The organism is Lonepinella sp. MS14435 (assembly GCF_042485795.1).
Taxonomy (GTDB): Bacteria; Pseudomonadota; Gammaproteobacteria; order Enterobacterales; family Pasteurellaceae; genus Lonepinella.
The window spans coordinates 936283-956904 of record NZ_CP169368.1 but is presented as its reverse complement, the minus strand read 5'-3'; the positions used below and the strand labels follow the sequence as shown (position 1 = coordinate 956904).

The window sequence follows — 20622 nt, the reverse complement described above, 5'->3', positions numbered from 1 at the left end:
TTAAATTTCCTAATTCCTTTCTTTTTCGATAATGTTCACAATTTCCAACTGTTTTGACGGATATAAATGTGCATAATTTAAGGTTATTGAGATACTTTCATGACCTAATCTTTCTGCAATTACCACAGGAGAAAAACCTTGCTCTATCAAATAAGCGACATGGGAATGTCTTAAATCATGAACTCTAATTCTTTTCACTCCTGATAACTTACAAGCTCTATCCATTTCATGATGTAAATATGATTTTGTAAAATTAAATAGTCTCGCCTTTGAATCCAGATGATAAAACATTCCAAAGAAGTCTGCCATTTCATCACATAGAAATTGTGGCAATTGAATTACTCTATTGCTTTTTTCTGTCTTTGGAGATGTAATGTAATCTTTTCCTTTTAACCTTTGAAATGATTTATTAATAGTTAGAGTTTTCTTCTCAAGATCAAAATCGTCTTTTGTAAGTGCAAGCAATTCACCTTCTCTAATGCCGCACCAATAAAGTATCTCAAAAGCATAGTATGAGGCAGGTTTGTTCTTAACACTTTCAGCGAATTTTTCATATTCCTCTTTAGTCCAAAACAACATTTCCTGTGCCTTTGATTTCCCCATCTTAGTAGTTTTATGAGCAGGATTACTTGTTAAGCCATAATACTTATTGGCATGATTAAGAATTGCATTTAGTTGATTCTGAATTGTTCTTAAATAAGTTTGAGAATATTGTTTCCCCTCATCATCTGACTTTTTAAGCAATTCATTTTGCCACTGTAAAATATCCGGAGCTGTTATTTCAGCTATAGATTTCTTGGCAAAGTATGGTATTATTTTCGTTTCTATAATATGAACCTTTGTCAAATAAGTGTTGTATTTAATCCTCGGCTTTAAATCACTCAAATAGATTTCAACAAAGGATTCAAATAACATATTCAAATCTCTTGACTTACTCGCTAAAAACTCCCTTTCGTATTCCAATGCCTCTCTCTTTGTAGCGAATCCACGTTTTGTATGGATTTGTTTTACTCCTTGCCAATCAACATACCTCACATAAATTTTCCAGGTGCCTCTTTCTTTATCCTTACTTGCTGACACATCACCACCTCCTACACTTCTTTCGCTTGTCCATAACAGTTTTCTTCATAAAATTTTCGATTAACCTTGCCTGCAATTACTATCAGGTTTGGATTGTCTTTTAACATTCTCTCATTTAATTCTTTTATCATTTTGTATGCCTTAGGTTTTGAAACTCCCCAATCTTTGCTGACTTCTTCAGCATCAACATACATTTTTCTCATATTTTTCCTCCCTTCTTGTTTATTTGAACTTACGATATATATTAGTATTCTGATTTATATAATAGAAGTCAATAGTTATTTCTAATTTTTATCAGAATTCCTCTTTATTTTTAGTATACGATTTGATATAATAAGATATAATAAATATAGGATATTATAATATGAATAATAAAACTGTATCGGAACGATTGAAATATCTTCGTTCTATAAATAAAAAAACACAAAAAGAGTTCGCAGAATTTTTAGGAATACCTCAACCGTCAATGTCTGCTTACGAAAATGGTAAAAACAATCCTACAATAGATGTGCTAATAGATATTGCCGATAAATGCAAAGTATCTTTAGATTGGCTTGCCGGAAGAAGTAATTATACTTTCGATCTTTCAAGCATGAGAGATTTTGTATTATTTATGTATGAACTGGCAATGAAAAAAGAAATCGGATTTGAAATAATTGTGGAAGATAAATTCCCCAATAATGACATTGAAACCGATGAAAATAAATGGAATGTTAAGCTTGTATTCTATGGTAATGACAAAGAGCATCCGTTTAATGCTGATGTGTGTAATATCCTAAAAGAATTATCCGATAATCTGTTCGACTTGGAATCTTACTCTATTACAAAAGATCAATTTGATTCCATGAAAAATAAATCTGTAGAGTATTACTCTCTACCACTAACACAGAAAGAATTTGAAGAACTAAGTCGTGATGAAATTCTAAAAAAGAGAATTGAATACTTGAAAGAAAATAATTTGCTATAAAAAGAAATGCTATGGGAACTACCCGTAGCATTTTAAAATACAAAAAATCACCCAAAGAATTACTCTTCAGGTGACCCATTTCTAAAATTTGCAAGCATTTTGCAAGCACACAACTTACAAAACGACTATTTATAAGGCTTTATAGCCTATTTTTAACTATTCCCACTCAATCGTTGCTGGTGGCTTTCCACTTACATCATAAACTACTCTTGAGATACCGCTCACTTCATTAATAATACGATTGGAGATTTTACCTAATAACTCATACGGCAAATGTGCCCAATGTGCGGTCATAAAGTCGATAGTTTCTACCGCTCGCAGTGAAACCACCCAGTCATATTTACGCCCATCACCCATTACACCGACAGATTTCACTGGCAGGAAGACGGTAAATGCTTGGCTCACTTTGTAATACCAACCTGAATTATAAAGTTCCTCGATAAAAATCGCATCCGCTTTACGCAGCAGATCGCAGTATTCTTTTTTGATTTCACCTAACACACGTACGCCTAAGCCTGGACCTGGGAACGGGTGGCGGTTCAACATTTCTGCTGGTAAACCTAAGGCTAAACCAATTTTACGCACTTCGTCTTTAAACAGTTCACGTAACGGTTCCACCAGACCTAATTTCATATAATCAGGTAAACCGCCTACATTGTGATGAGATTTAATCACGTGAGCTTTACCCGTTTTGCTGGCTGCAGATTCAATCACATCGGGATAAATGGTGCCTTGTGCCAACCATTTTACCTTGGTTTGTTTGTGGGATTCTTCATCAAATACATCGACAAACACTTTACCAATAATTTTGCGTTTGGCTTCGGGATCATTTTCACCTTTTAAGGCTGCTAAGAAACGATTTTCCGCATTGACACGGATAATGTTTAAGCCGAATTTATCGCCGAACATTTCCATCACTTGATCACCCTCGTTAAGACGTAACAAGCCGTTATCCACAAAAACGCAATGTAAATTTTTGCCAATGGCACGATGTAATAACAAGGCAGTAACAGAAGAATCCACACCACCAGATAAGCCTAAGATGACTTCATCATCACCTACTTGAGCTTTAATCCGAGCGACCGCATCTTCAATAATATTTTCCGCTGTCCATTTAGTTTCACAACCACAAATATTGACTACAAAATTAGTTAATAACGCTAAACCGCTTTTGGTATGTGTTACTTCGGGGTGGAACTGCACGCCATAGAATCGGCGGCTTTCATCGGACATTGCTGCAATCGGGCAAGTTGGTGTGGTGCCTGTGACTTGGAAGTTGTTAGGTAAACGGGTCACTTTATCGCCGTGACTCATCCATACATCTAATTTCGCTTGAGCTGCATTCACATCATCATTTAATTGAGCGAAAAGCTGGCAACTGGCTTGTAAATCCACAGACGCATAACCAAATTCACGGTGATCCGAATTTTCCGTTAATCCCCCTAATTGCATTGCCATGGTTTGCATACCGTAACAAATCCCCAATACAGGTACACCAGCACTAAATACATATTCAGCCGCTCTTGGGCTGTTTTGTTCGGTGGTGCTTTCAGGTCCACCTGAAAGAATAATCCCTGTTGGGTTAAATTCACGGATTTGCTGTTCCGTCACGTCCCACGCCCAAAGTTCGCAATACACCCCAATTTCACGCACACGGCGGGCAATTAATTGGGTATATTGTGAACCGAAATCTAAAATTAAAATTTTATGTTGGTGAATGTTGTTCATTTTTGTTTCTCTTTTACATTATAAAATATTAGATTTTGACAAGATCTTGATATTAAACTATTAATTTCCTGAATAACCATCTTGTTATTTATTTCCCCAAAAGATAACCTAGTATTCTTAGTATTCTTATCTCTTTTTTGACCTTTACATATTACAGCCAAATAAATTGGAGATATCGGGAAAAAATAATCACAATCATCTATTTCTAATTTATTTCTAATTTCATTATCGCAAGATACAAACGGAGAATCTGATGTTAAAAAATATTCTCCAGATACATTACTAACTAAATCTATGCAGATATAATATTTAGATAGTTCTAATAGAAATCTCTTATGCTCTATATATACCGATAAAATTAAACAATTTTTAACATCATTTTCTTTAGTTTGTAATATTTCATTTAGCTCATTTCTCTTTTGATTAAGAAAATTAGGACTTCTAAACTTTTGTAGTGTAGAGAATAATAATAAATACTGTATATATTTTTTTAATATAGAATTGTCCTGCTGAGAAAGGGCTTCAATAAATTCACCATAATTAGTTTCAACATCCGAAAATACATCCTCTATTAGATTTGATAAAAGTATCTGTTTTATTTTATTAATATAATCCAGATCATGGGATTCCAATTTAATCTCTGAAAGAGCAAAAATATAAGATAAGTCATTCTTCACAATATAAATATTCAATTCTTCTCTTGATAAATTCTCCAAAATTCTAGATGTTTCATGCAATTCATCAATAAAATTTAGTGTACTTTTTCCAAATTCAGAATATAAAAAAGACTTATATAATTCTTTTATTGTTGAAATTTGTGTAGCCGTAATAAAATCTAATCTATTAAGATCTTTTTCTAAAAAAGCATTTTCAGGTTTACATTTAATTATTTCTCCATTTAAATTTATATTTAAAATACCTCTATTATCTTTCCATTGCTTAGAATATACTTTGGGCAAATAATGGTGTTTCCTTTTTATATCTTGTTTTAAAAATTTATCTTTTGTCATATACATATCACAAGCGGTCAAATTCCCCAAAAAACTTGCAAAAGTTGACCGCACTTTTACTTACCCCATCCGATAATTCGGTGCTTCCTTAGTAATCGTCACATCATGCACATGACTTTCTTTAATTCCCGCACCGCTAATCCGTACAAATTGGGCTTTGGTGCGTAAATCTTCAATCGTGGCAGAACCTGTTAAGCCCATACAAGAACGCAAACCGCCCATTTGTTGATGCACGATTTCTTTAAGTAAGCCTTTGTATGGAATACGTCCCTCAATGCCCTCTGGTACTAATTTATCGGCAGCGTTATCTGATTGGAAATAGCGATCTGATGAACCTTTTGACATAGCACCTAAGGAACCCATACCGCGATAGGATTTAAACGCACGTCCTTGATATAATTCGATTTCCCCTGGTGCTTCTTCTGTTCCTGCAAACATTGATCCTACCATGACACAGCTTGCCCCAGCGGCAATAGCTTTGGAAATATCGCCTGAATAACGAATACCGCCATCGGCAATCACTGGAATACCACGATCTGCCAACGCAGCAGCTGCTTCCGCAATGGCGGTAATTTGTGGTACACCAACACCTGTTACAATTCGAGTAGTACAAATAGAACCAGGTCCAATCCCAACTTTCACCGCACTCGCACCTGCATCGGCTAAGGCTATCGCTCCCTCTGCAGTTGCTACATTGCCTGCGATAATCGGTAAATTAGGATATTTTGCACGAGTTTCACGTACACGTTGTAATACACCCTCGGAATGTCCATGTGATGAATCAATTAATAATACATCAACTCCCGCTCGGACTAGTGCTTCAACACGTTCTTCATTACCAACCCCTGCCCCGACTGCAGCACCTACACGTAAACGACCAAACTCATCTTTACACGCATTTGGCGTATTTTCTGCTTTTTGGTAATCTTTTAAGGTAATCATACCTTTTAATTTATCATTGGCATCTAATACCAATACTTTTTCTACACGATGCTCGTGCATTAAACCAAAAATTTCTTCACGTTTTGCATTTTCTTTGACAGTTACTAAACGCTCTTTTGGAGTCATAAATTCTGCAATGGTTTTGCTATGATCAGATACAAAACGCACATCACGACCTGTGATAATCCCTACTAAGTTGTCTGCATTATCCACCACAGGAAAACTTGCAAATCCATTTTTTTTTGTAATTTCTGCTAATTGTGCCAAAGTCATATCAGGTTGTACGCAAACAGGTTCTGACACAATACCGCTTTCAAATTTTTTCACTTTACGCACACGTTCTGCTTGGCGTTCAATAGACATATTTTTGTGAATGAAGCCGATTCCTCCCTCTTGTGCCAAGGAAATCGCTAATCTGGTTTCCGTTACCGTATCCATTGCAGCAGAAAGCATCGGGATATTTAGGCGAATGGTTTTAGTCAGTTGAGTGGATAAATCAGCGGTGTTAGGTAACACGGTGGAATGGGCTGGGACGAGTAAAACGTCATCAAAAGTCAAGGCTTCTTGCTTAATTCGTAACATTGCAATATTCTCTCTTTTAAGTGTATGCTATAAAATATTGCGAACGCATTATACAGGTTTAACCTTATCTTGTGAACGAATTTTTGTGAAAAATCCCGCTTTTTTTAAGGAATGATTGAAAAGGAAATTTATGTACGATTTATTAGAAAAACTGGCTGACGGTCAACCTTATTGTTTTGAAAAATTAACCGCACTTTTAGGCTGTAATGCCAATGAATTACTGGCTCAAATTCAACAATTACAACAGCAAGGTATTCATATTGATACCACTTTGGGTGAAGTAAAGTTATTACCTCAAACCGCATTATTAAACCCTGAAAAATTGTGTGATACTTTGCCGAATCAAGTGTTTTATCGCCCGATTATTCATTCAACCAATCAATTTTTACTTGAAAATATCAAACGCCTCAACAAAGGTGACATCTGCACTGCTGAAAGCCAAACCGCAGGACGTGGACGACGTGGACGGCAATGGATTTCACCTTTTGCTAGTCAGTTAATGTTTAGTTTTATTTGGCAAGTAGATGCTAGAAAGCCTATTGATGGTTTGAGTTCTGTCGTAGCAATGGCAATTCATCATGCCTTAATAAAATTAGGCAGTGCAGACATCATGCTGAAATGGCCAAATGATATTTTATTAAAAGGAAGAAAACTAGCAGGGATTTTAATTGAAATTGCTCATGCCGAGAATGGTCAACTTAATTTAGTGGTGGGGATTGGGTTAAACGTTGATATTCCCAAAGATAACCAACAAATTGACCAAAGCTGGGCAAATTTAACCGAAATTTTACCAAAAATAGACCGCACTTCGTTGTTGATCGCTTTAATCCAACAGATTTATCAAGAACTAGAAGCATTCGAGCGAGTAGGAATAAATGCTGAATTTCAGCAAAAATGGCTAGAAGTTGATGCTTATTTCGGTGAAACGGTAAATATCATCACAGAAAAACAAGTGATTTCAGGAACGGAACAAGGCATTGATGAACATGGATATTTAAAATTATTAACCAATAGTGGTGAATTATTGACCTTTAATGGTGGGGAAGTGTCGTTGCGGAGAAAATAGTGCTATTTCCCCGTACTCTCGTACGCGGTTAAGCATGTGACGATGCTCCGCATCTTTGGAATATAGAATAGAACACAAGCTACGGAGTAGCGATAACATTCTTAACCTTGTACGCAAGTGCAAGGAGAGAAAATAAATAATGGCTGGGGTACTAGGATTCGAACCTAGGGATGCTGAGATCAAAACCCAGTGCCTTACCGCTTGGCGATACCCCAATTAAGATTATCTTATCTTGAAAAGATATTGATTAGTATGTTGATAGTATGGCTGGGGTACTAGGATTCGAACCTAGGAATGCTGAGATCAAAACCCAGTGCCTTACCGCTTGGCGATACCCCATCAACTCAAAAGATTTGCAAACTGAAAATGGTGCGGAAGGAGGGACTTGAACCCACACGCACAGGCGCCAGAACCTAAATCTGGTGCGTCTACCAATTTCGCCACTTCCGCAATATATGGACCACTTTTAAATGGTGGCTACAGCGAGATTCGAACTTGCGACCCCAACATTATGAGTGTTGTGCTCTAACCGACTGAGCTATGTAGCCATATTTTGCGTCACCGTAATCAGCGTTGCGGTGCGTATTATGCTAATTTAGCCCTAGTTCGTCAACTGTTTTTTCCTGATAATGTTAAAATTTCCGTTTATTCGAATAAGACTTAAACAAATCGCTCCCAAATACTTCCCTATTCTACCAAAAGATGCTGCAACAAACTACCGTCTAACAATGCCCTTTTTACCAAAGCAAATGCACCAATCACATCTTCATTATGCAATTCCGACACCACTAACGGGGTATTTTTTACAAAAGCAGGTAATGCGTGACTTTCTAGCGTTTTATGAATGGCAGCAAATAAAGTATTCTTCGCTTGGGTAATTTCCCCTGAAATCACGATTTTTTCAGGGTTAAACATATTCACCGACATTGCCAACACTCGCCCAATTTGTACGCCGACATGCTCGATTAATTCTGTTGCTACCGCATCATGCTTGTTACTAGCTTTACAAATGGCTTCAATATCATGGCTTTCTAAAGACAACCATTTACTTTGATAACCGTCTTCTAGCATCTGTTGCATTTTATTTTCAATAGCATCATTGCTCACCACGGTTTCCAAGCAACCGACATTGCCACACAAACAACGCTTGCCAAGCGGATCCACCTGAATATGCCCGATTTCACCGACATTATTGCGATAGCCTTGAAACACTTCATGATTAATCACAATCCCGGCACCCACACCTCGATGAATACGTAACAACAAGGAATCATAACAATCTTTCGTCACACCAAAATAATGCTCAGCTAATGCCAAACTTCGCACATCTTGCCCGATATAACTCGGTAAATTAAAGCGTTGTTCAAGCCGTTGCACCAGATCCCAAGGCTCGGTTAGCTCAAAGTGCGGTAGATTTTCAATCAGATTATTTTTACCATTCACAAAGCCTGCAACAGTAATACCAATCGCAATCAGTTCGCTCGATTTATTGGCATTATCCGCAATAAATTTATCTAATTGCTCAAATAAAAAATCTTCTAATTGGGTTAAATTTCGTACATCAGGCAGATCAAAATGTTGGTATTTTAACAACTTAGCGGATAGATCCATCATGGCTAACACGATTTCTTCTCGCCCCAGATGAATCAGTAAAGTACGAAATGCTTTTTGCTCTGCCACAATCGAGGTAGCACGGCGACCACCCGTGGATTCTTGCTGTTCCACTTCTTTAATCAAGCCACGAGCCAATAAAGCACGAGTAATTTTAGTCACACTGGCTGGAGCAAGCTGACTTAATTCTGAAATTTGAATACGAGAAATCGGTGCTTGTTGATCGATTAATTTATACACCGCTGCACTATTCATCTGTTTAACCAAATCCACATTGACAATTTGATTAATTCGCATCCGACTTATCCTTATTTTACGCTATAAAATTTATGTTATTCTACCTGAAAAATTGGTAAAAATTAACCGCAGTTTAGCGTGATTTTACCGAATTAATCATGGTGTCAAACCAGTTTCTAGTATTTTTATCAATTTCTTCTAAATAATGAGGTAAATCTGCCGTCTGTTTAAGTATCCGTTGCCAATAAATATCTGCTTTATTATGAGTATCACCTTGAGCAATATTTTCAATATGCTGACATTTAGCCTGATTACTTTCTGCTTTTAAATAACCCGCAATATCTTTAGTTACTGCCAAAATGGCTTGTTGTTCACTGGTCAAATACGCCGAAATATACACTTTCAACAATGCCAAAGGATCAAAGTCTGACTCAATAACAAAGGTTTTACCAACCAAATTTTTGTTCTGATCTTTGCCATAAAAAAGTGGCGGAAATACCTGATTCTCACCGTTACAAGCTAACTGCATTAACCAATAAAGCCAATTTTCAATCATATAACTGTCTTTATGTTTCGCTGCTGTCCATTGCACACGTTGCAAGCCATTTTCTGTTGATAATAATTGATTGATATAGCCAGTTAACTGGACTACTTTTCCTTCAATATCAAAGGTTAAATCTACATATTGCGTTTGTGCTGATTGCCCCTGATAAGCACTTAATACTTCACGAAACTGTTCAATTTCCGACCGCACTTGATGTTGATAAATATGAGCAAATTCACCACGTGGCAACATACCTTTCACCTTGAGTTGAGCAAAATAATCTACTACATCAAGATCCTTTTCCATTAACAAATCTTGCTGAATTTGATACAGGGTTAATCCGTCTAAAGCAAAATTTTCCGTATCGATAATTTGCTCATCATTCTCTCTGAAATAAACATCTAATCTTTTTTCAAAGAAAAATTGTACTGGATTTTTGACAAAGTTAATTAACTGTTCACAATTAATTTGAATTAGGCTATTTTCTGGTTTATTCTCAACCGATTGTGCTTGTACAAAATCCGCTGGAACTTGCTTCGCATTGGCAATATTCGCCCATTCTTTAGCAAAAGTGCGGTGCTTTTCACTAAAGTTTTTAGCACTCCAAGCGGTCATGGCATGATAATGCACTAAAGGCTTGTCGTTTTCTTTCGGTTGACAATCATAATCCAGATTTTCAGCAAGATAATCTAATAACTGATTTACCAATACAGAAGGTTGTAGCGGATGATTATCAATAATTGATTGCCCCACATAGCTGATATAAAGCCGTTCTTGTGCAGACAACAAGGCTTCAAGGAATAAATAACGATCATCATCACGCCGAAAACGATCGCCTTTTTGACGATGATATTGCATTAAATCGAAACTATTCGGCAGTTGATTGCGTGGATAATCCTGTTCATTCATGCCTAACAAGCATACCACTTTAAACGGAATTGATCGCATCGGTAATAAAGTACAGAAACTAACTTTACCGACTAAAAATTTTAGACTGTTAGCTTGCTCATTTAATTTTTCAGTCAACACATCAGCGACCACTTCCGCTGCTAGTAATTCATCAAAATGTAAAGCCTGTAATAATAAACTCACCTGTTGAATACCATTTTCAATATAGCGTAACATTTCTACCGTATGTGGCTCTGGATTAAAAAATTGCTTTAATAGTTCCGTTAACTTAACTTCCCATTCGGTGATAGCATGGCTTTGAGATAATGTATCATGCCACCAGCTAAGTTGTTCAATAAAGCTCGCTAATGCCCCAACTAGACGACTGTTCAGCCCATAGCTATTATCAAAACCAAGTTGATCTTGTTGCCAGATACCATTTTCTTCACGCAGTGCAAAACCAAGTAACATTCGTTCTACACCCGCTTGCCATGCGTTAAAATTTTGTCCTTGTGAACTTTGTTTATCAAGTCCAAAACGAATACCAATTTCTTTAACCCAATAACGTAAATTTTCCAGATCATTCAGTGTTATGCCAAAACGATGACGAATCGCAGGAATATCAAGTAATGCCAGTACATCTTCCGCACTAAATTGACTTTCTTTTAAGCGTAGCAAATTCAAGAAAGTCGCTAACAATACATCACTTTCTGACAAAGTTTGATCAGAAATAGAAAATGGAATATAGCGTTTATCATAGTCCCAATGCCCTTGAAAATCCTTTATTTTCTGTTGATACTGTCCAAATACTGCCTGAATATAGGGAGCATAGCGATCAATATCCGCCACCATCACCACAATATCTTTCGGCGTTAAAGTGTTGTCATCTGTAAAACATTGCAATAAATAATCGTGTAACACTTCCACTTCTCGCATAGGACTATGGCAAGCATGAAAAGAGATGGACGGATCTGCTGCATCAAAATGTAATGAACCAGCTTCACTAGGTGCTAAATGTAAAATCTTGCGTTGAATTTGCGTCAGTAAATGATTATCCGTTGTTAATTCGGTATTTGCTTGAATTTCTTGGCTATCTAATTGACTTAACAAATAGAAAAAATCTCGCCCTAATTTACCCCATGTTGCTAATAGTGGATTGCCAATAGATAAATGTTCATCTTCTGCGGTTATTTCTTGTTTATTAGCTAAATAATCATTCAGTTGGGTTGATTTAAAAAAGGATTTTTGTTCACCCGTTTTGCGTTCGGTCAGTATTTTCAATGCCCGTTTTTGAGCAAAAATGGGATCCACAATATCACCCCAATAATATTGACTTGGGTTATTAAAAAATAAATGCACGTCACAGTGTTCCGCCATGGCAGACAGGGTTTCTAAATAGGTTTTTGGTAACGCAGAAATGCCAAAAATAAATAAACGTTTTGGTAAATTATTATAATGGCTGAGTTGTAAATATTCGTTATGTAAATTAGCTCGGTGCTGTATAGAATGATCTTTATGAGCCATCTCCGCAATTAATGCTCGCCAAAGTTTCCCTTGCCACGCTACATCTTGCTCAATCCGTTGCTTAAAATTACTGTCTATTTGTTTCTGTTGGCTCACAATTTCATCAATAATGATCTGTGGTTGATCTTGTTCCCAAGCAGAAATCCACTGTGGACGATAAACTAAATATTGGTCGAACAAATCAGCAATTTTGCGAGCCAGTTGATATAACTTTTGTTGCTCAGATTGAGAAGAATAATGCAGGTAATCCAAAATGGGACGAAAATCTGTTTGCTTAATCAAACGCATCAATCGCCACGTCATTACCTCTTTGCTAAATTGACTTTGTTCCGATACATTCGGCAAGTTATCCACATATTGCTGCCAAATAAAACTGGCGGGCATAGGAAAATGAAAATTCGCTGAAATACCTTGTTTACTGGCTAATTGTAATTGCAACCATTGAGCCATACCTGGGCTTTGCACTAAAATAGTTTCGGATTCGAAAGGATCATCAAGTGGATCAAGTTTAAGCAATTCACACAAAATATCTTTTTGAACATCAAGATCATTAGAATGATAAATTTTAAACATAATAGCTCCACAGGCTCAATTAATCTGCCATCATTATAAACTAATTTCCCCCAAAATATACCGCACTTTTACCTTATCCCCAATGCAATTAATGGAGAATTTCAGTTGATTTTGCTCTACTCCACTTTCACAATTTAATCCTAAAAATTGTCGTTGCTGTTGATTTTCCGCTATTTGAATCGCTTGATAACGTTGATAAATTTCACTTGCTGTTTTGCGTTGAATATTCGCCCACTGATTAATAGCAAGAAAAATGCCACTAAATAGGCTCAACGCCACTAATAAGGTCACAAGCCCCATTCCTTGCTTGAATTTAGGGAATAAAATCATACCAAGTTTTCTCTACGTTTTGCCATTGACTATAAGATTGCACAATTTCAGTTACCACAGTTTTTTTATAAGTTAGCGTTACACTATCCTCTTTCGAAAATGTCCCTTGTGCAATCACTGAACCAGTGATTTTGCCCTTGCCAGAAATATGCAAATCCCCTGTAGCAATCACAATACCATTTAAATTGCCGTTAATCTGCCATTCAGTCTTTGCTTGATCGAACCAAAACAAGTAATTGCCTTTATCTGTAGGGAAATAATTGACGTTCTGGATCGCCTTAGCTTGAAATAAGGCAAAAGCCTGTTTATCAATAAAATCATCAAATTGCCCCTCATTGAGATTTTTGCTAGGCGATTTTTTAAATAAAACTTGACGTTGGCACCAGATAAACTGCTGATGTTCATCACTATTCGGGGACGTAATAGATGCCGTTGCAAAATTTCCCGTTAGACTTAAATCTAGGTTTTTACAAAGATCTGATTGTTGTTGCTGAAATTGTTTCTGCAAACTGATATGTTGCTGAATATAGCGTTGCCTTTGCATTGCAATAGTTGAATGTAAACGGAAGCTCTCATCATCAAATAACAACGCAATTAACAACAGACTTGAGAGCAATATGAGTAAGCTAATCGCCACAAAACCGCGGTGCATTTTCATTGATTTTTTCATTGGCACTATTCATTTACCTGTGGTTGATTAAGCAATGGAATAATCACTGAACTTTCATATTGAACATTCGGATATTGTTTTAATCGACCCGCTAAATAAAGGCTCAATCCTTTGTATTGCCTACTATTATCCAACCAGTTTAATTGTAATTTAGTAATCTCATAATTATCTTCATCTAACATTTTCGTCCAACCTAAATCCTGACAAGCATTTTGTTGTAAATAACTTTGGCATTCTGCTTCTTTACATTTAGTATTCGCTTTATTACCATACGTTCGGCTCTCTAAAATAAAGCCATTTTGTCGATAGCCAAATAATTCTCGCCCTACTTCTGAAGTAGCATTTTGCTCATCTTTGGCACATTGTTTAGCAGTAGATCCTAAACACCCATTAGCGTCTAAATCATAAAAAAACAAAACACAATTATTTTCCACCGCACTTTCGCCTGACACAGGATAAATAGCGAGACTTGTACCTTTCTCATCTAATTCAAATAACGAAAAATTTTCCTGAGTGACTTTCGCAGATAACGCCCGAAAACCAGCACGGCGTAGATCTTTTGCCATAGTGTGCAAAACTCGTTGTAATTCCGTTTGTAATTGCAGTTGCAATAAAATATGTTGATTTTGTCGTTGTGCATAAGCATAAAATTGAATAATGACAAATAACAAAAATGAGGATAAAGCTAAACTTAGCATTAAGCCTAATAAACTTTGCCCTTTATAAAATCTTGTCATTCTTCTACTCCAGCATTGCAGGCATTCTCAGCTTGATCACTTTTTAAGCGAATTCGTCCTAAGTTAGAAAAAGAAAATAAGGTGCGAGATTGCGAATTTTGCAACATAAAACAGCCTGAATCTGACGAATTGCGAGTACCATTAAAACTGATTAATTTTTGTGGATAATAGGCTTTAGCAGTAATCATGGTTTTTTGTGAACTAAAAGGATAATAAAACTGAGCCGAAAGGTTATCAGGACAAAAACTGGGATTAAAGCAATCGCAAGTCGTATCTGACTTAATTTGAGCGGTAACACACCAGCGTTGCTGACCAATATCTCGATTGAGAATGAGATACCAGATTTGAGTAGAATTTTCTACTCTGGCTTGAATTTGGCGTAAGAATAGATATAAACGGTGTTGTTCTTTGGCTAAAATTCGTTGGCTATCACTTTGCCATGCAGGCATGCTAATTAAAGATATGATGCTAATAATCAGCAAGACAATAAGCATTTCAAATAAGGTAAAACCACTTTTCATAAACTTTCTCTTTTTTAACCGCAGTTTAAAAGAAAGCCTATAGATAACAATAAAATTAAAAGGATTTTGGAATGGAGATCACAAAATTAATATAAGTAGATCAGCTCACTGAATAAAAATAATGTATATACATTAAGAAGAATATTAGTGGTGGGTCGTAAGGGACTCGAACCCTTGACTAACGGATTAAGAGTCCGCTGCTCTACCAACTGAGCTAACAACCCATTTTGGATGGTATTATTTTTAGCTTTAAAAATCAATATTATTTAATTAAGTGGTGGGTCGTGAAGGATTCGAACCTTCGACAAACGGATTAAAAGTCCGCTGCTCTACCGCCTGAGCTAACGACCCATTTTGTATCTTACTTTTAGCTTTAAAGTAAACTGGGAAAATCTAATTAAGTGGTGGGCCGTGAAGGATTCGAACCTTCGACAAACGGATTAAAAGTCCGCTGCTCTACCGCCTGAGCTAACGGCCCATTTTTTGCCTTACTTCTAACTTTAAAGCAAACTGGAAAGATCTAATTAAGTGGTGGGCCGTGAAGGATTCGAACCTTCGACAAACGGATTAAAAGTCCGCTGCTCTACCGCCTGAGCTAACGGCCCCCTGATAGTTAAACTTAATTTTCAAGCATGTCATGACAAACCATGTCAGACAATGAGTGCATATATTACGGATTTAAATTTAATAATCAATAGTTATTTTTAGTTTTTGGATTGTTTGAACGAATAGTCGCCAATCTATCCTATAATTCGGACGCATATTTAACTATGATTAACATAAAAATAAAACAGGTTTCATATTCTGAAACCTGTTTAATAGAATAACAAGATATTCTACAAATTAATATGCTAATACAGCACGACGGTTTTTGCTGTATGCAGATTCGTCATGACCTAATACAGCTGGTTTTTCTTCGCCGTAAGATACAGTTGAAACGTTGTTAGCACCTTTAGTTGCTAAGAAAGATTTTACTGCATCTGCACGACGTTGACCTAATGCGATGTTGTACTCTGGAGTACCACGTTCATCAGCATGTCCTTCTACTAATACTTTAGCTGCTGGAGTAGCGTTTAGATATTGTGCATGAGCATCTAACAATTGTTGGTATTCACCTTCAACTGCATAGCTGTCAAATGCAAAGTAAACCGTATTGTAACGGCTTTGTAAATCAGACACAGAATAACCACCAAATTGTTGTCCTGCGTTTGCACCTTCCATACCGCTTGCATCGTTGTTTGATGAACTACATGCTGCTAATGCTAATACTGGGGCAACTAACAATAATTTTGCTAATTTCATTAATTTTTCTCCTTAGAGTTTTTTACTTTGTTAAATATGGTGACCAAGCAGGAAATTTCACTTGTCCGTCACTTCCTGGCAAACGTGCTTTAAAGCGTCCATCTGCAGATACTAATTGTAGCACCTTTCCTAAGCCTTGGGTAGAGCTATAAATAATCATAATTCCATTTGGTGAAATGCTTGGACTTTCATCAAGGAAAGTTGAACTTAACGTTTCAATTTGTCCTGTAATAAGGTCTTTTTTAATCACATGATCACCAGAAATCATAACCATCGTTTTACCATCGGAACTGACTTGTCCGCTATAACTTTTGCCACCAGAACCTACTAATGAAGCACCTCCACCAGAAGTACTCATTGAGTAAACTTGAGGCGAACCGCCTCTATCGGAGGTGAACAAAATACGTCCATCTGGAGTCCAGCTAGGCTCTGTATTATTACCCGCTCCACTCGTCAATTTAGTAGCTTGCCCACCATTCGAACCCATCACATAAATGTTTAGCTGACCATCTTGATTTGATGCAAAAGCTAAACGACTACCATCTGGTGAAAACGCTGGTGCTCCATTGTGTCCAGGGAATGAAGCCACTACTTTTCTGCTACCAGAACCTAAATCCTGAACCACAAGCTGTGATTTTCTATTTTCAAAAGAAACATAAGCTAAACGCTTGCCATCTGGTGACCAAGCTGGGGACATCATTGGTTGCGAGCTACGATTTACCACAAATTGGTTGAAGCCATCATAATCTGCAACACGAAGTTCATAAGGTTGAGATCCACCATGTTTTTGTACAACGTAAGCAATACGTGTTCTAAATGCCCCTTTAATGGCAGTAATCTTTTCAAACACTTCATCACTGACAGTGTGAGCCCCAAAACGAATAAATTTTGGCGTTACCGTAAATGAATTTTGTGCTAATACTGCTCCAGCAGAACCCGATGCACCGATAGTATCTACTAATTGATAAGCAATATTATAACCGCCACCCGCTGCTGTTACTTGTCCAACCACAATCGCATCTACACCTAACGATGCCCAAGCATCTGGTGTCACTTCTGATGCAGAACCTGGTTGTTGTGGCATTTGGCTCACCGCAACAGGATTAAATTTACCACTATTACGTAAATCCGCAGAAATAATGTCTGCAATATCTGCAGGAACTGGTCCATTAGACTTGAACGGTACAACCGCAATCGGTCTTGCACCCTCTACACCTTCATCAATGACAATACGAACTTCGTCATCTGCTCGAGCCATATTTATTGCAAAAAACAATACGGCAAATACACTCAAAATACGGGTTATTAATTTCATCATACCACCTATTTGGTTTATGTTACTTTCCTAAAAAATTATTTTAAATCAAAATCAATAATTGGATTTTTATATTTATTGTAAATTGCATCACTAGGTGCAGCAGGAACTTTTTTCGTTCTTGCCACAGCACTCAGTGCAGCACTACAAATATCATCAGGTCCAGAAACTCGTTGATAGCCTAAAATTGTGCCGTCACGGTCTAACTGAATTCTAATACTACACACTTTCCCTGCAAAACTCGGATCTTTAATAAAACGGCGTTTAATTTCTTTCTTAATCACGCCTGCATACTGATCACCTACTTTACCACCATCACCCGCACCTTGACCTGCTCCAGTGCCTTGTGTACCACCTTTATTTGCATTACCACCGCGTGAAGCACTTCCGCCTCCGATATCGCCACCATCCAAGAAATTATCTAATGCGGCTTGATCTGATTTCCGTTTTGCATTCGCTTCAGCCTCTGCTTTTGCTTTGGCATCCGCTTTCGCCTTGGCATCTGCTTTTGCTTTAGCTTCTTTTTCTGCTTTTGCCTTAGCCTCTTTCTCAGCTTTCTCTTTTGCTTCTTTTTCCGCTTTTGCCTTAGCCTCTTTTTCAACTTTCTCTTTCGCTTCTTTCTCAGCCTTGGCTTTCGCATCTTGTATCGCTTTCTCTTTTTCTGCTTTTTCTTTGGCTACTTGAGCGGCTTTAGCTTTTGCTTCTTCTTCGGCTTGTTTAGCCATAGCAGCTAAACGTTTTGCTTCCGCTTCTGCTTTCAATTTAACAGCTTCTGCCTCTTTTTTAGCTTTCGCTTCAGCTTCTTGTTTTGCTTTCTCTAAAGCCTCTTGTTTCGCTTTTTGTTGTTCAAGTTGCTGTTGACGTTCCTGTTCTTTTTGCTGTGCGATTCTTTGCTGTTCAAGTTTTTGTTCATCTACATCAGGTTTTGGTGGTTCTTCTTTCGGTTCAGATTTTTCTATGACTTCCTCTGGTTCATTTTTAGCCTTGTCTGCTTGCCCTTTCTTCTGTTGCTGAATACGTCCCCACTCTTGAGCTGCCGAGCCAGTATCCACCATGACAGCACCAATCATATCGCCATCACCTTCACCACCGCCCATCGCTTCAATTGGATGATACCAAAATGAACTCCAAATTAACAAACCGAACAAAATGGTATGCAATACGATTGAAATCAGTAGTGCTTGCGTGTCTTTCCCTTGTCGATTATTCTTCACAATTTATCCTACTGCTTATGGTTAAATCGGATCTGTCATTAAACCAACAGATTTAATTCCTGCCAGATGAAGCAAATTCAACGCCTTAATGACTTCTTCATACGGAACATCACTTGCCCCACCGACCAAGAACATAGTATTGGGATCTTTCTCAAATTCTGTTTTTGTCATTTGAGTCACCATTTCTTCGGTTAACCCCTCAGAACGTTCTCCAGCAATAGAAATAGCATATTGCCCAACACCTGCGACTTCTAAAATAACAGGTACTTTATCTTCATTTGAAACTGATTGACTTTCTACAGCATCAGGCAAATCTACTTGCACACTTTGGCTAATAATCGGTGCAGTTGCCATGAAAATTAACACTAAAACCAATAATACGTCCAAAAATGGCACGATATTAATTTCAGATTTAATACTTTTTTCTCTACGACGGCGGTAAGCCATATAAAACCTCTAAAACTTTACTAAAATTACTCACAATCCTTTACAAGATTGTGCTGGGCTTTGCCCCCGTTACTAAAGCAACGTTAAAAATTTTTTCGGAATTTTTATACCGCACTTTTATATTCCAGAGATGAAAGTGCGGTGTAAAAAATGCCAATTTATTAGTTTTTAGCAAACACTTGACGTTGCAAGATCGTGGTAAATTCATCAATAAAGTTACCATAATTTTGCTCTAATTTATTGACACGTAAACTTAAACGGTTATATGCCATTACCGCAGGAATTGCTGCAAATAAACCGATCGCTGTTGCAATCAAGGCTTCTGCAATACCTGGTGCTACCATTTGTAAAGTAGCCTGTTTTGCCCCACTTAATGCCATAAAGGCGTGCATAATTCCCCACACTGTACCAAATAAGCCGATATAAGGACTCACTGAGGCGACAGTTGCTAGGAATGGCACACGTGTTTCTAAATCTTCAATTTCACGATTCATCGCTAAATTCATTGCTCGAGTGCTACCCATCATAATAGCTTCTGGTGCATCTGGGTTAACTTGTTTTAAACGAGCAAATTCTTTAAATCCAGCGTAGAAAATTTGTTCACTGCCAGTCATTGCCATATCACGACGATTTTCTAAACCGTCATAAAGTTTTGTTAAATCTTCACCTGACCAAAAACGATCTTCAAATGCCGTGGAATCTTTTAACGCTTTAGTTAATACGCGACTACGTTGAATAATGATCGCCCACGACACTATTGAGAACATGATTAAAATTAAAATTACAAGTTGAACGACGATACTCGCCTTTAGAAATAAATCTAAAAAGTTCAATTCAGCAGTCATTGCATAGCTCCGAAAATTATTGACTAAATGCAGCTTTAACTTCCGCTGGAAGTGCTACAGGTTTCATTTTGCCTAGATCAACACAGGCTACCTTAACAGTAGCCGTACTTAACACTTTATTTTCTCGTTTAAGACATTGTGAGAAAAAAATCGTTGCACCTTTCATTTGTTCTACCGTAGTTTCTACTATCAGCAAATCATCTAGTTTAGCTGGAAAATGGTAGTCAATCAACATTGACTTAACCACAAAAGCAATGCCTTGTTCAGCTAATAAGTTTTGCTGTGAAAAATGAAATGTACGTAAAAATTCTGTTCTTGCTCGCTCATAAAAATGCAGATAACGTGCGTGATATACCACACCACCTGCATCTGTATCTTCGTAATAAACACGAACGGGAAATTGAAAAAGTTGCATAATGTTTATCCTTATATGATCCTTATCCAGTGTTATCCTTGTTTCGTGATTTTTTGTACAAAAAACTGGCATAT

General features: G+C 37.1%; 19 protein-coding genes and 8 tRNA genes. 2 read left to right on the top strand and 25 right to left on the bottom strand.

The window, feature by feature from the left end; translation table 11 throughout:
* Positions 1-9: 9 nt before the first annotated feature.
* Positions 10-1080 carry a site-specific integrase gene (locus O1Q80_RS04590; RefSeq protein WP_386695954.1) on the bottom strand — a complete coding sequence of 357 codons (1071 nt, stop codon included), beginning with the start codon at positions 1078-1080 and terminating at the stop codon, positions 10-12.
* 11 nt (positions 1081-1091) lie between these two features.
* Positions 1092-1283, bottom strand: a complete 192-nt coding sequence (locus tag O1Q80_RS04585) for a hypothetical protein (protein WP_073508202.1) — start codon at positions 1281-1283, stop codon at positions 1092-1094.
* A 161-nt stretch (positions 1284-1444) separates the two neighbouring features.
* Here O1Q80_RS04585 and O1Q80_RS04580 point away from each other — a divergent pair, with 161 nt between their 5' ends.
* On the top strand, positions 1445-2047 hold the full coding sequence (locus O1Q80_RS04580) for a helix-turn-helix domain-containing protein (protein WP_386695953.1): 603 nt from the start codon (positions 1445-1447) through the stop codon (positions 2045-2047).
* Between the two features lie 156 nt (positions 2048-2203).
* Here the strand turns inward: O1Q80_RS04580 and guaA are convergent, their stop codons facing one another.
* From guaA to guaB, 3 genes are read right to left on the bottom strand one after another with little or no spacing between them, the layout of a single operon-like run.
* Positions 2204-3775 (bottom strand): glutamine-hydrolyzing GMP synthase, encoded by a 1572-nt coding sequence (gene guaA, locus O1Q80_RS04575; protein ID WP_386695951.1) that lies wholly within the window; start codon positions 3773-3775, stop codon positions 2204-2206.
* The gene (locus tag O1Q80_RS04570; protein WP_386695949.1) at positions 3772-4785 is read right to left on the bottom strand and encodes a DUF4238 domain-containing protein; all 1014 of its coding nucleotides are present in this window, start codon (positions 4783-4785) and stop codon (positions 3772-3774) included. The genes guaA and O1Q80_RS04570 overlap by 4 nt, the downstream gene beginning before the upstream one ends.
* Positions 4786-4845: 60 nt before the next feature.
* Positions 4846-6309, bottom strand: a complete 1464-nt coding sequence (guaB, locus tag O1Q80_RS04565) for an IMP dehydrogenase (RefSeq protein WP_386695948.1) — start codon at positions 6307-6309, stop codon at positions 4846-4848.
* A gap of 130 nt (positions 6310-6439) precedes the next feature.
* On the opposite strand from guaB, the gene birA reads away from it, so the two are divergent.
* A complete protein-coding gene (gene birA, locus O1Q80_RS04560) occupies positions 6440-7375 on the top strand; it encodes a bifunctional biotin--[acetyl-CoA-carboxylase] ligase/biotin operon repressor BirA (RefSeq protein WP_386695946.1) in 936 nt (311 codons plus the stop codon).
* Positions 7376-7515: 140 nt separating this feature from the next.
* On the opposite strand, the gene O1Q80_RS04555 is transcribed toward birA, so the two are convergent.
* The 20 genes from O1Q80_RS04555 to ybgC form a co-directional block, all read right to left on the bottom strand.
* Positions 7516-7590: transfer RNA gene (locus O1Q80_RS04555), tRNA-Gln, on the bottom strand.
* Between the two features lie 49 nt (positions 7591-7639).
* Positions 7640-7714: transfer RNA gene (locus tag O1Q80_RS04550), tRNA-Gln, on the bottom strand.
* Between the two features lie 28 nt (positions 7715-7742).
* Positions 7743-7825, bottom strand: a tRNA-Leu gene (locus tag O1Q80_RS04545).
* A 21-nt stretch (positions 7826-7846) separates the two neighbouring features.
* Positions 7847-7923 (bottom strand) — tRNA-Met (locus tag O1Q80_RS04540).
* A gap of 139 nt (positions 7924-8062) precedes the next feature.
* Complete coding sequence (locus O1Q80_RS04535; protein ID WP_386689788.1) at positions 8063-9283, bottom strand: ROK family protein; 1221 nt, start codon at positions 9281-9283, stop codon at positions 8063-8065.
* Positions 9284-9356: 73 nt separating this feature from the next.
* The gene (gene recC, locus O1Q80_RS04530) at positions 9357-12752 is read right to left on the bottom strand and encodes an exodeoxyribonuclease V subunit gamma (protein ID WP_386695944.1); all 3396 of its coding nucleotides are present in this window, start codon (positions 12750-12752) and stop codon (positions 9357-9359) included.
* A gap of 33 nt (positions 12753-12785) precedes the next feature.
* Positions 12786-13082 carry a DUF5374 domain-containing protein gene (locus O1Q80_RS04525; RefSeq protein ID WP_386695942.1) on the bottom strand — a complete coding sequence of 99 codons (297 nt, stop codon included), beginning with the start codon at positions 13080-13082 and terminating at the stop codon, positions 12786-12788.
* Positions 13066-13752, bottom strand: coding sequence for a DUF2572 family protein (locus O1Q80_RS04520; protein ID WP_386695940.1), 687 nt, complete (start codon positions 13750-13752; stop codon positions 13066-13068). The genes O1Q80_RS04525 and O1Q80_RS04520 overlap by 17 nt, the downstream gene beginning before the upstream one ends.
* A 5-nt stretch (positions 13753-13757) precedes the next feature.
* On the bottom strand, positions 13758-14489 hold the full coding sequence (locus tag O1Q80_RS04515) for a hypothetical protein (RefSeq protein ID WP_386690750.1): 732 nt from the start codon (positions 14487-14489) through the stop codon (positions 13758-13760).
* Complete coding sequence (locus O1Q80_RS04510) at positions 14486-15010, bottom strand: prepilin-type N-terminal cleavage/methylation domain-containing protein (RefSeq protein WP_386695939.1); 525 nt, start codon at positions 15008-15010, stop codon at positions 14486-14488. The genes O1Q80_RS04515 and O1Q80_RS04510 overlap by 4 nt, the downstream gene beginning before the upstream one ends.
* Positions 15011-15158: 148 nt before the next feature.
* A tRNA-Lys gene (locus O1Q80_RS04505) sits at positions 15159-15234 on the bottom strand.
* Between the two features lie 51 nt (positions 15235-15285).
* Positions 15286-15361, bottom strand: a tRNA-Lys gene (locus O1Q80_RS04500).
* A 51-nt stretch (positions 15362-15412) separates the two neighbouring features.
* Positions 15413-15488 (bottom strand) — tRNA-Lys (locus O1Q80_RS04495).
* 51 nt (positions 15489-15539) lie between these two features.
* Positions 15540-15615: transfer RNA gene (locus tag O1Q80_RS04490), tRNA-Lys, on the bottom strand.
* A 238-nt stretch (positions 15616-15853) separates the two neighbouring features.
* The gene (gene pal / locus O1Q80_RS04485) at positions 15854-16312 is read right to left on the bottom strand and encodes a peptidoglycan-associated lipoprotein Pal (RefSeq protein WP_386689769.1); all 459 of its coding nucleotides are present in this window, start codon (positions 16310-16312) and stop codon (positions 15854-15856) included.
* Positions 16313-16334: 22 nt separating this feature from the next.
* Positions 16335-17627 (bottom strand): Tol-Pal system beta propeller repeat protein TolB, encoded by a 1293-nt coding sequence (gene tolB, locus O1Q80_RS04480; protein ID WP_386695937.1) that lies wholly within the window; start codon positions 17625-17627, stop codon positions 16335-16337.
* 38 nt (positions 17628-17665) lie between these two features.
* Complete coding sequence (gene tolA / locus O1Q80_RS04475) at positions 17666-18841, bottom strand: cell envelope integrity protein TolA (RefSeq protein ID WP_386695935.1); 1176 nt, start codon at positions 18839-18841, stop codon at positions 17666-17668.
* Positions 18842-18862: 21 nt separating this feature from the next.
* Positions 18863-19288: a colicin uptake protein TolR gene (gene tolR, locus O1Q80_RS04470; protein WP_386689760.1), complete on the bottom strand. Its 426-nt coding sequence runs from the start codon at positions 19286-19288 to the stop codon at positions 18863-18865.
* Positions 19289-19449: 161 nt separating this feature from the next.
* Positions 19450-20133: a protein TolQ gene (gene tolQ, locus O1Q80_RS04465; RefSeq protein ID WP_386689757.1), complete on the bottom strand. Its 684-nt coding sequence runs from the start codon at positions 20131-20133 to the stop codon at positions 19450-19452.
* Positions 20134-20149: 16 nt separating this feature from the next.
* The gene (gene ybgC, locus O1Q80_RS04460; RefSeq protein WP_386689755.1) at positions 20150-20548 is read right to left on the bottom strand and encodes a tol-pal system-associated acyl-CoA thioesterase; all 399 of its coding nucleotides are present in this window, start codon (positions 20546-20548) and stop codon (positions 20150-20152) included.
* Positions 20549-20622 lie beyond the last annotated feature (74 nt).

What these genes read in the sequence shown, in the direction of transcription:
- O1Q80_RS04585 (WP_073508202.1), bottom strand. Translation starts at nt 1,283, where the DNA reads ATGAGAAAAATGTATGTTGATGCTGAAGAAGTCAGCAAAGATTGGGGA.
- O1Q80_RS04580 (WP_386695953.1), top strand. Translation starts at nt 1,445, where the DNA reads ATGAATAATAAAACTGTATCGGAACGATTGAAATATCTTCGTTCTATA.
- guaA (WP_386695951.1), bottom strand. Translation starts at nt 3,775, where the DNA reads ATGAACAACATTCACCAACATAAAATTTTAATTTTAGATTTCGGTTCA.
- O1Q80_RS04570 (WP_386695949.1), bottom strand. Translation starts at nt 4,785, where the DNA reads ATGACAAAAGATAAATTTTTAAAACAAGATATAAAAAGGAAACACCAT.
- guaB (WP_386695948.1), bottom strand. Translation starts at nt 6,309, where the DNA reads ATGTTACGAATTAAGCAAGAAGCCTTGACTTTTGATGACGTTTTACTC.
- birA (WP_386695946.1), top strand. Translation starts at nt 6,440, where the DNA reads ATGTACGATTTATTAGAAAAACTGGCTGACGGTCAACCTTATTGTTTT.
- O1Q80_RS04535 (WP_386689788.1), bottom strand. Translation starts at nt 9,283, where the DNA reads ATGCGAATTAATCAAATTGTCAATGTGGATTTGGTTAAACAGATGAAT.
- recC (WP_386695944.1), bottom strand. Translation starts at nt 12,752, where the DNA reads ATGTTTAAAATTTATCATTCTAATGATCTTGATGTTCAAAAAGATATT.
- O1Q80_RS04525 (WP_386695942.1), bottom strand. Translation starts at nt 13,082, where the DNA reads ATGATTTTATTCCCTAAATTCAAGCAAGGAATGGGGCTTGTGACCTTA.
- O1Q80_RS04520 (WP_386695940.1), bottom strand. Translation starts at nt 13,752, where the DNA reads ATGAAAAAATCAATGAAAATGCACCGCGGTTTTGTGGCGATTAGCTTA.
- O1Q80_RS04515 (WP_386690750.1), bottom strand. Translation starts at nt 14,489, where the DNA reads ATGACAAGATTTTATAAAGGGCAAAGTTTATTAGGCTTAATGCTAAGT.
- O1Q80_RS04510 (WP_386695939.1), bottom strand. Translation starts at nt 15,010, where the DNA reads ATGAAAAGTGGTTTTACCTTATTTGAAATGCTTATTGTCTTGCTGATT.
- pal (WP_386689769.1), bottom strand. Translation starts at nt 16,312, where the DNA reads ATGAAATTAGCAAAATTATTGTTAGTTGCCCCAGTATTAGCATTAGCA.
- tolB (WP_386695937.1), bottom strand. Translation starts at nt 17,627, where the DNA reads ATGAAATTAATAACCCGTATTTTGAGTGTATTTGCCGTATTGTTTTTT.
- tolR (WP_386689760.1), bottom strand. Translation starts at nt 19,288, where the DNA reads ATGGCTTACCGCCGTCGTAGAGAAAAAAGTATTAAATCTGAAATTAAT.
- tolQ (WP_386689757.1), bottom strand. Translation starts at nt 20,133, where the DNA reads ATGACTGCTGAATTGAACTTTTTAGATTTATTTCTAAAGGCGAGTATC.
- ybgC (WP_386689755.1), bottom strand. Translation starts at nt 20,548, where the DNA reads ATGCAACTTTTTCAATTTCCCGTTCGTGTTTATTACGAAGATACAGAT.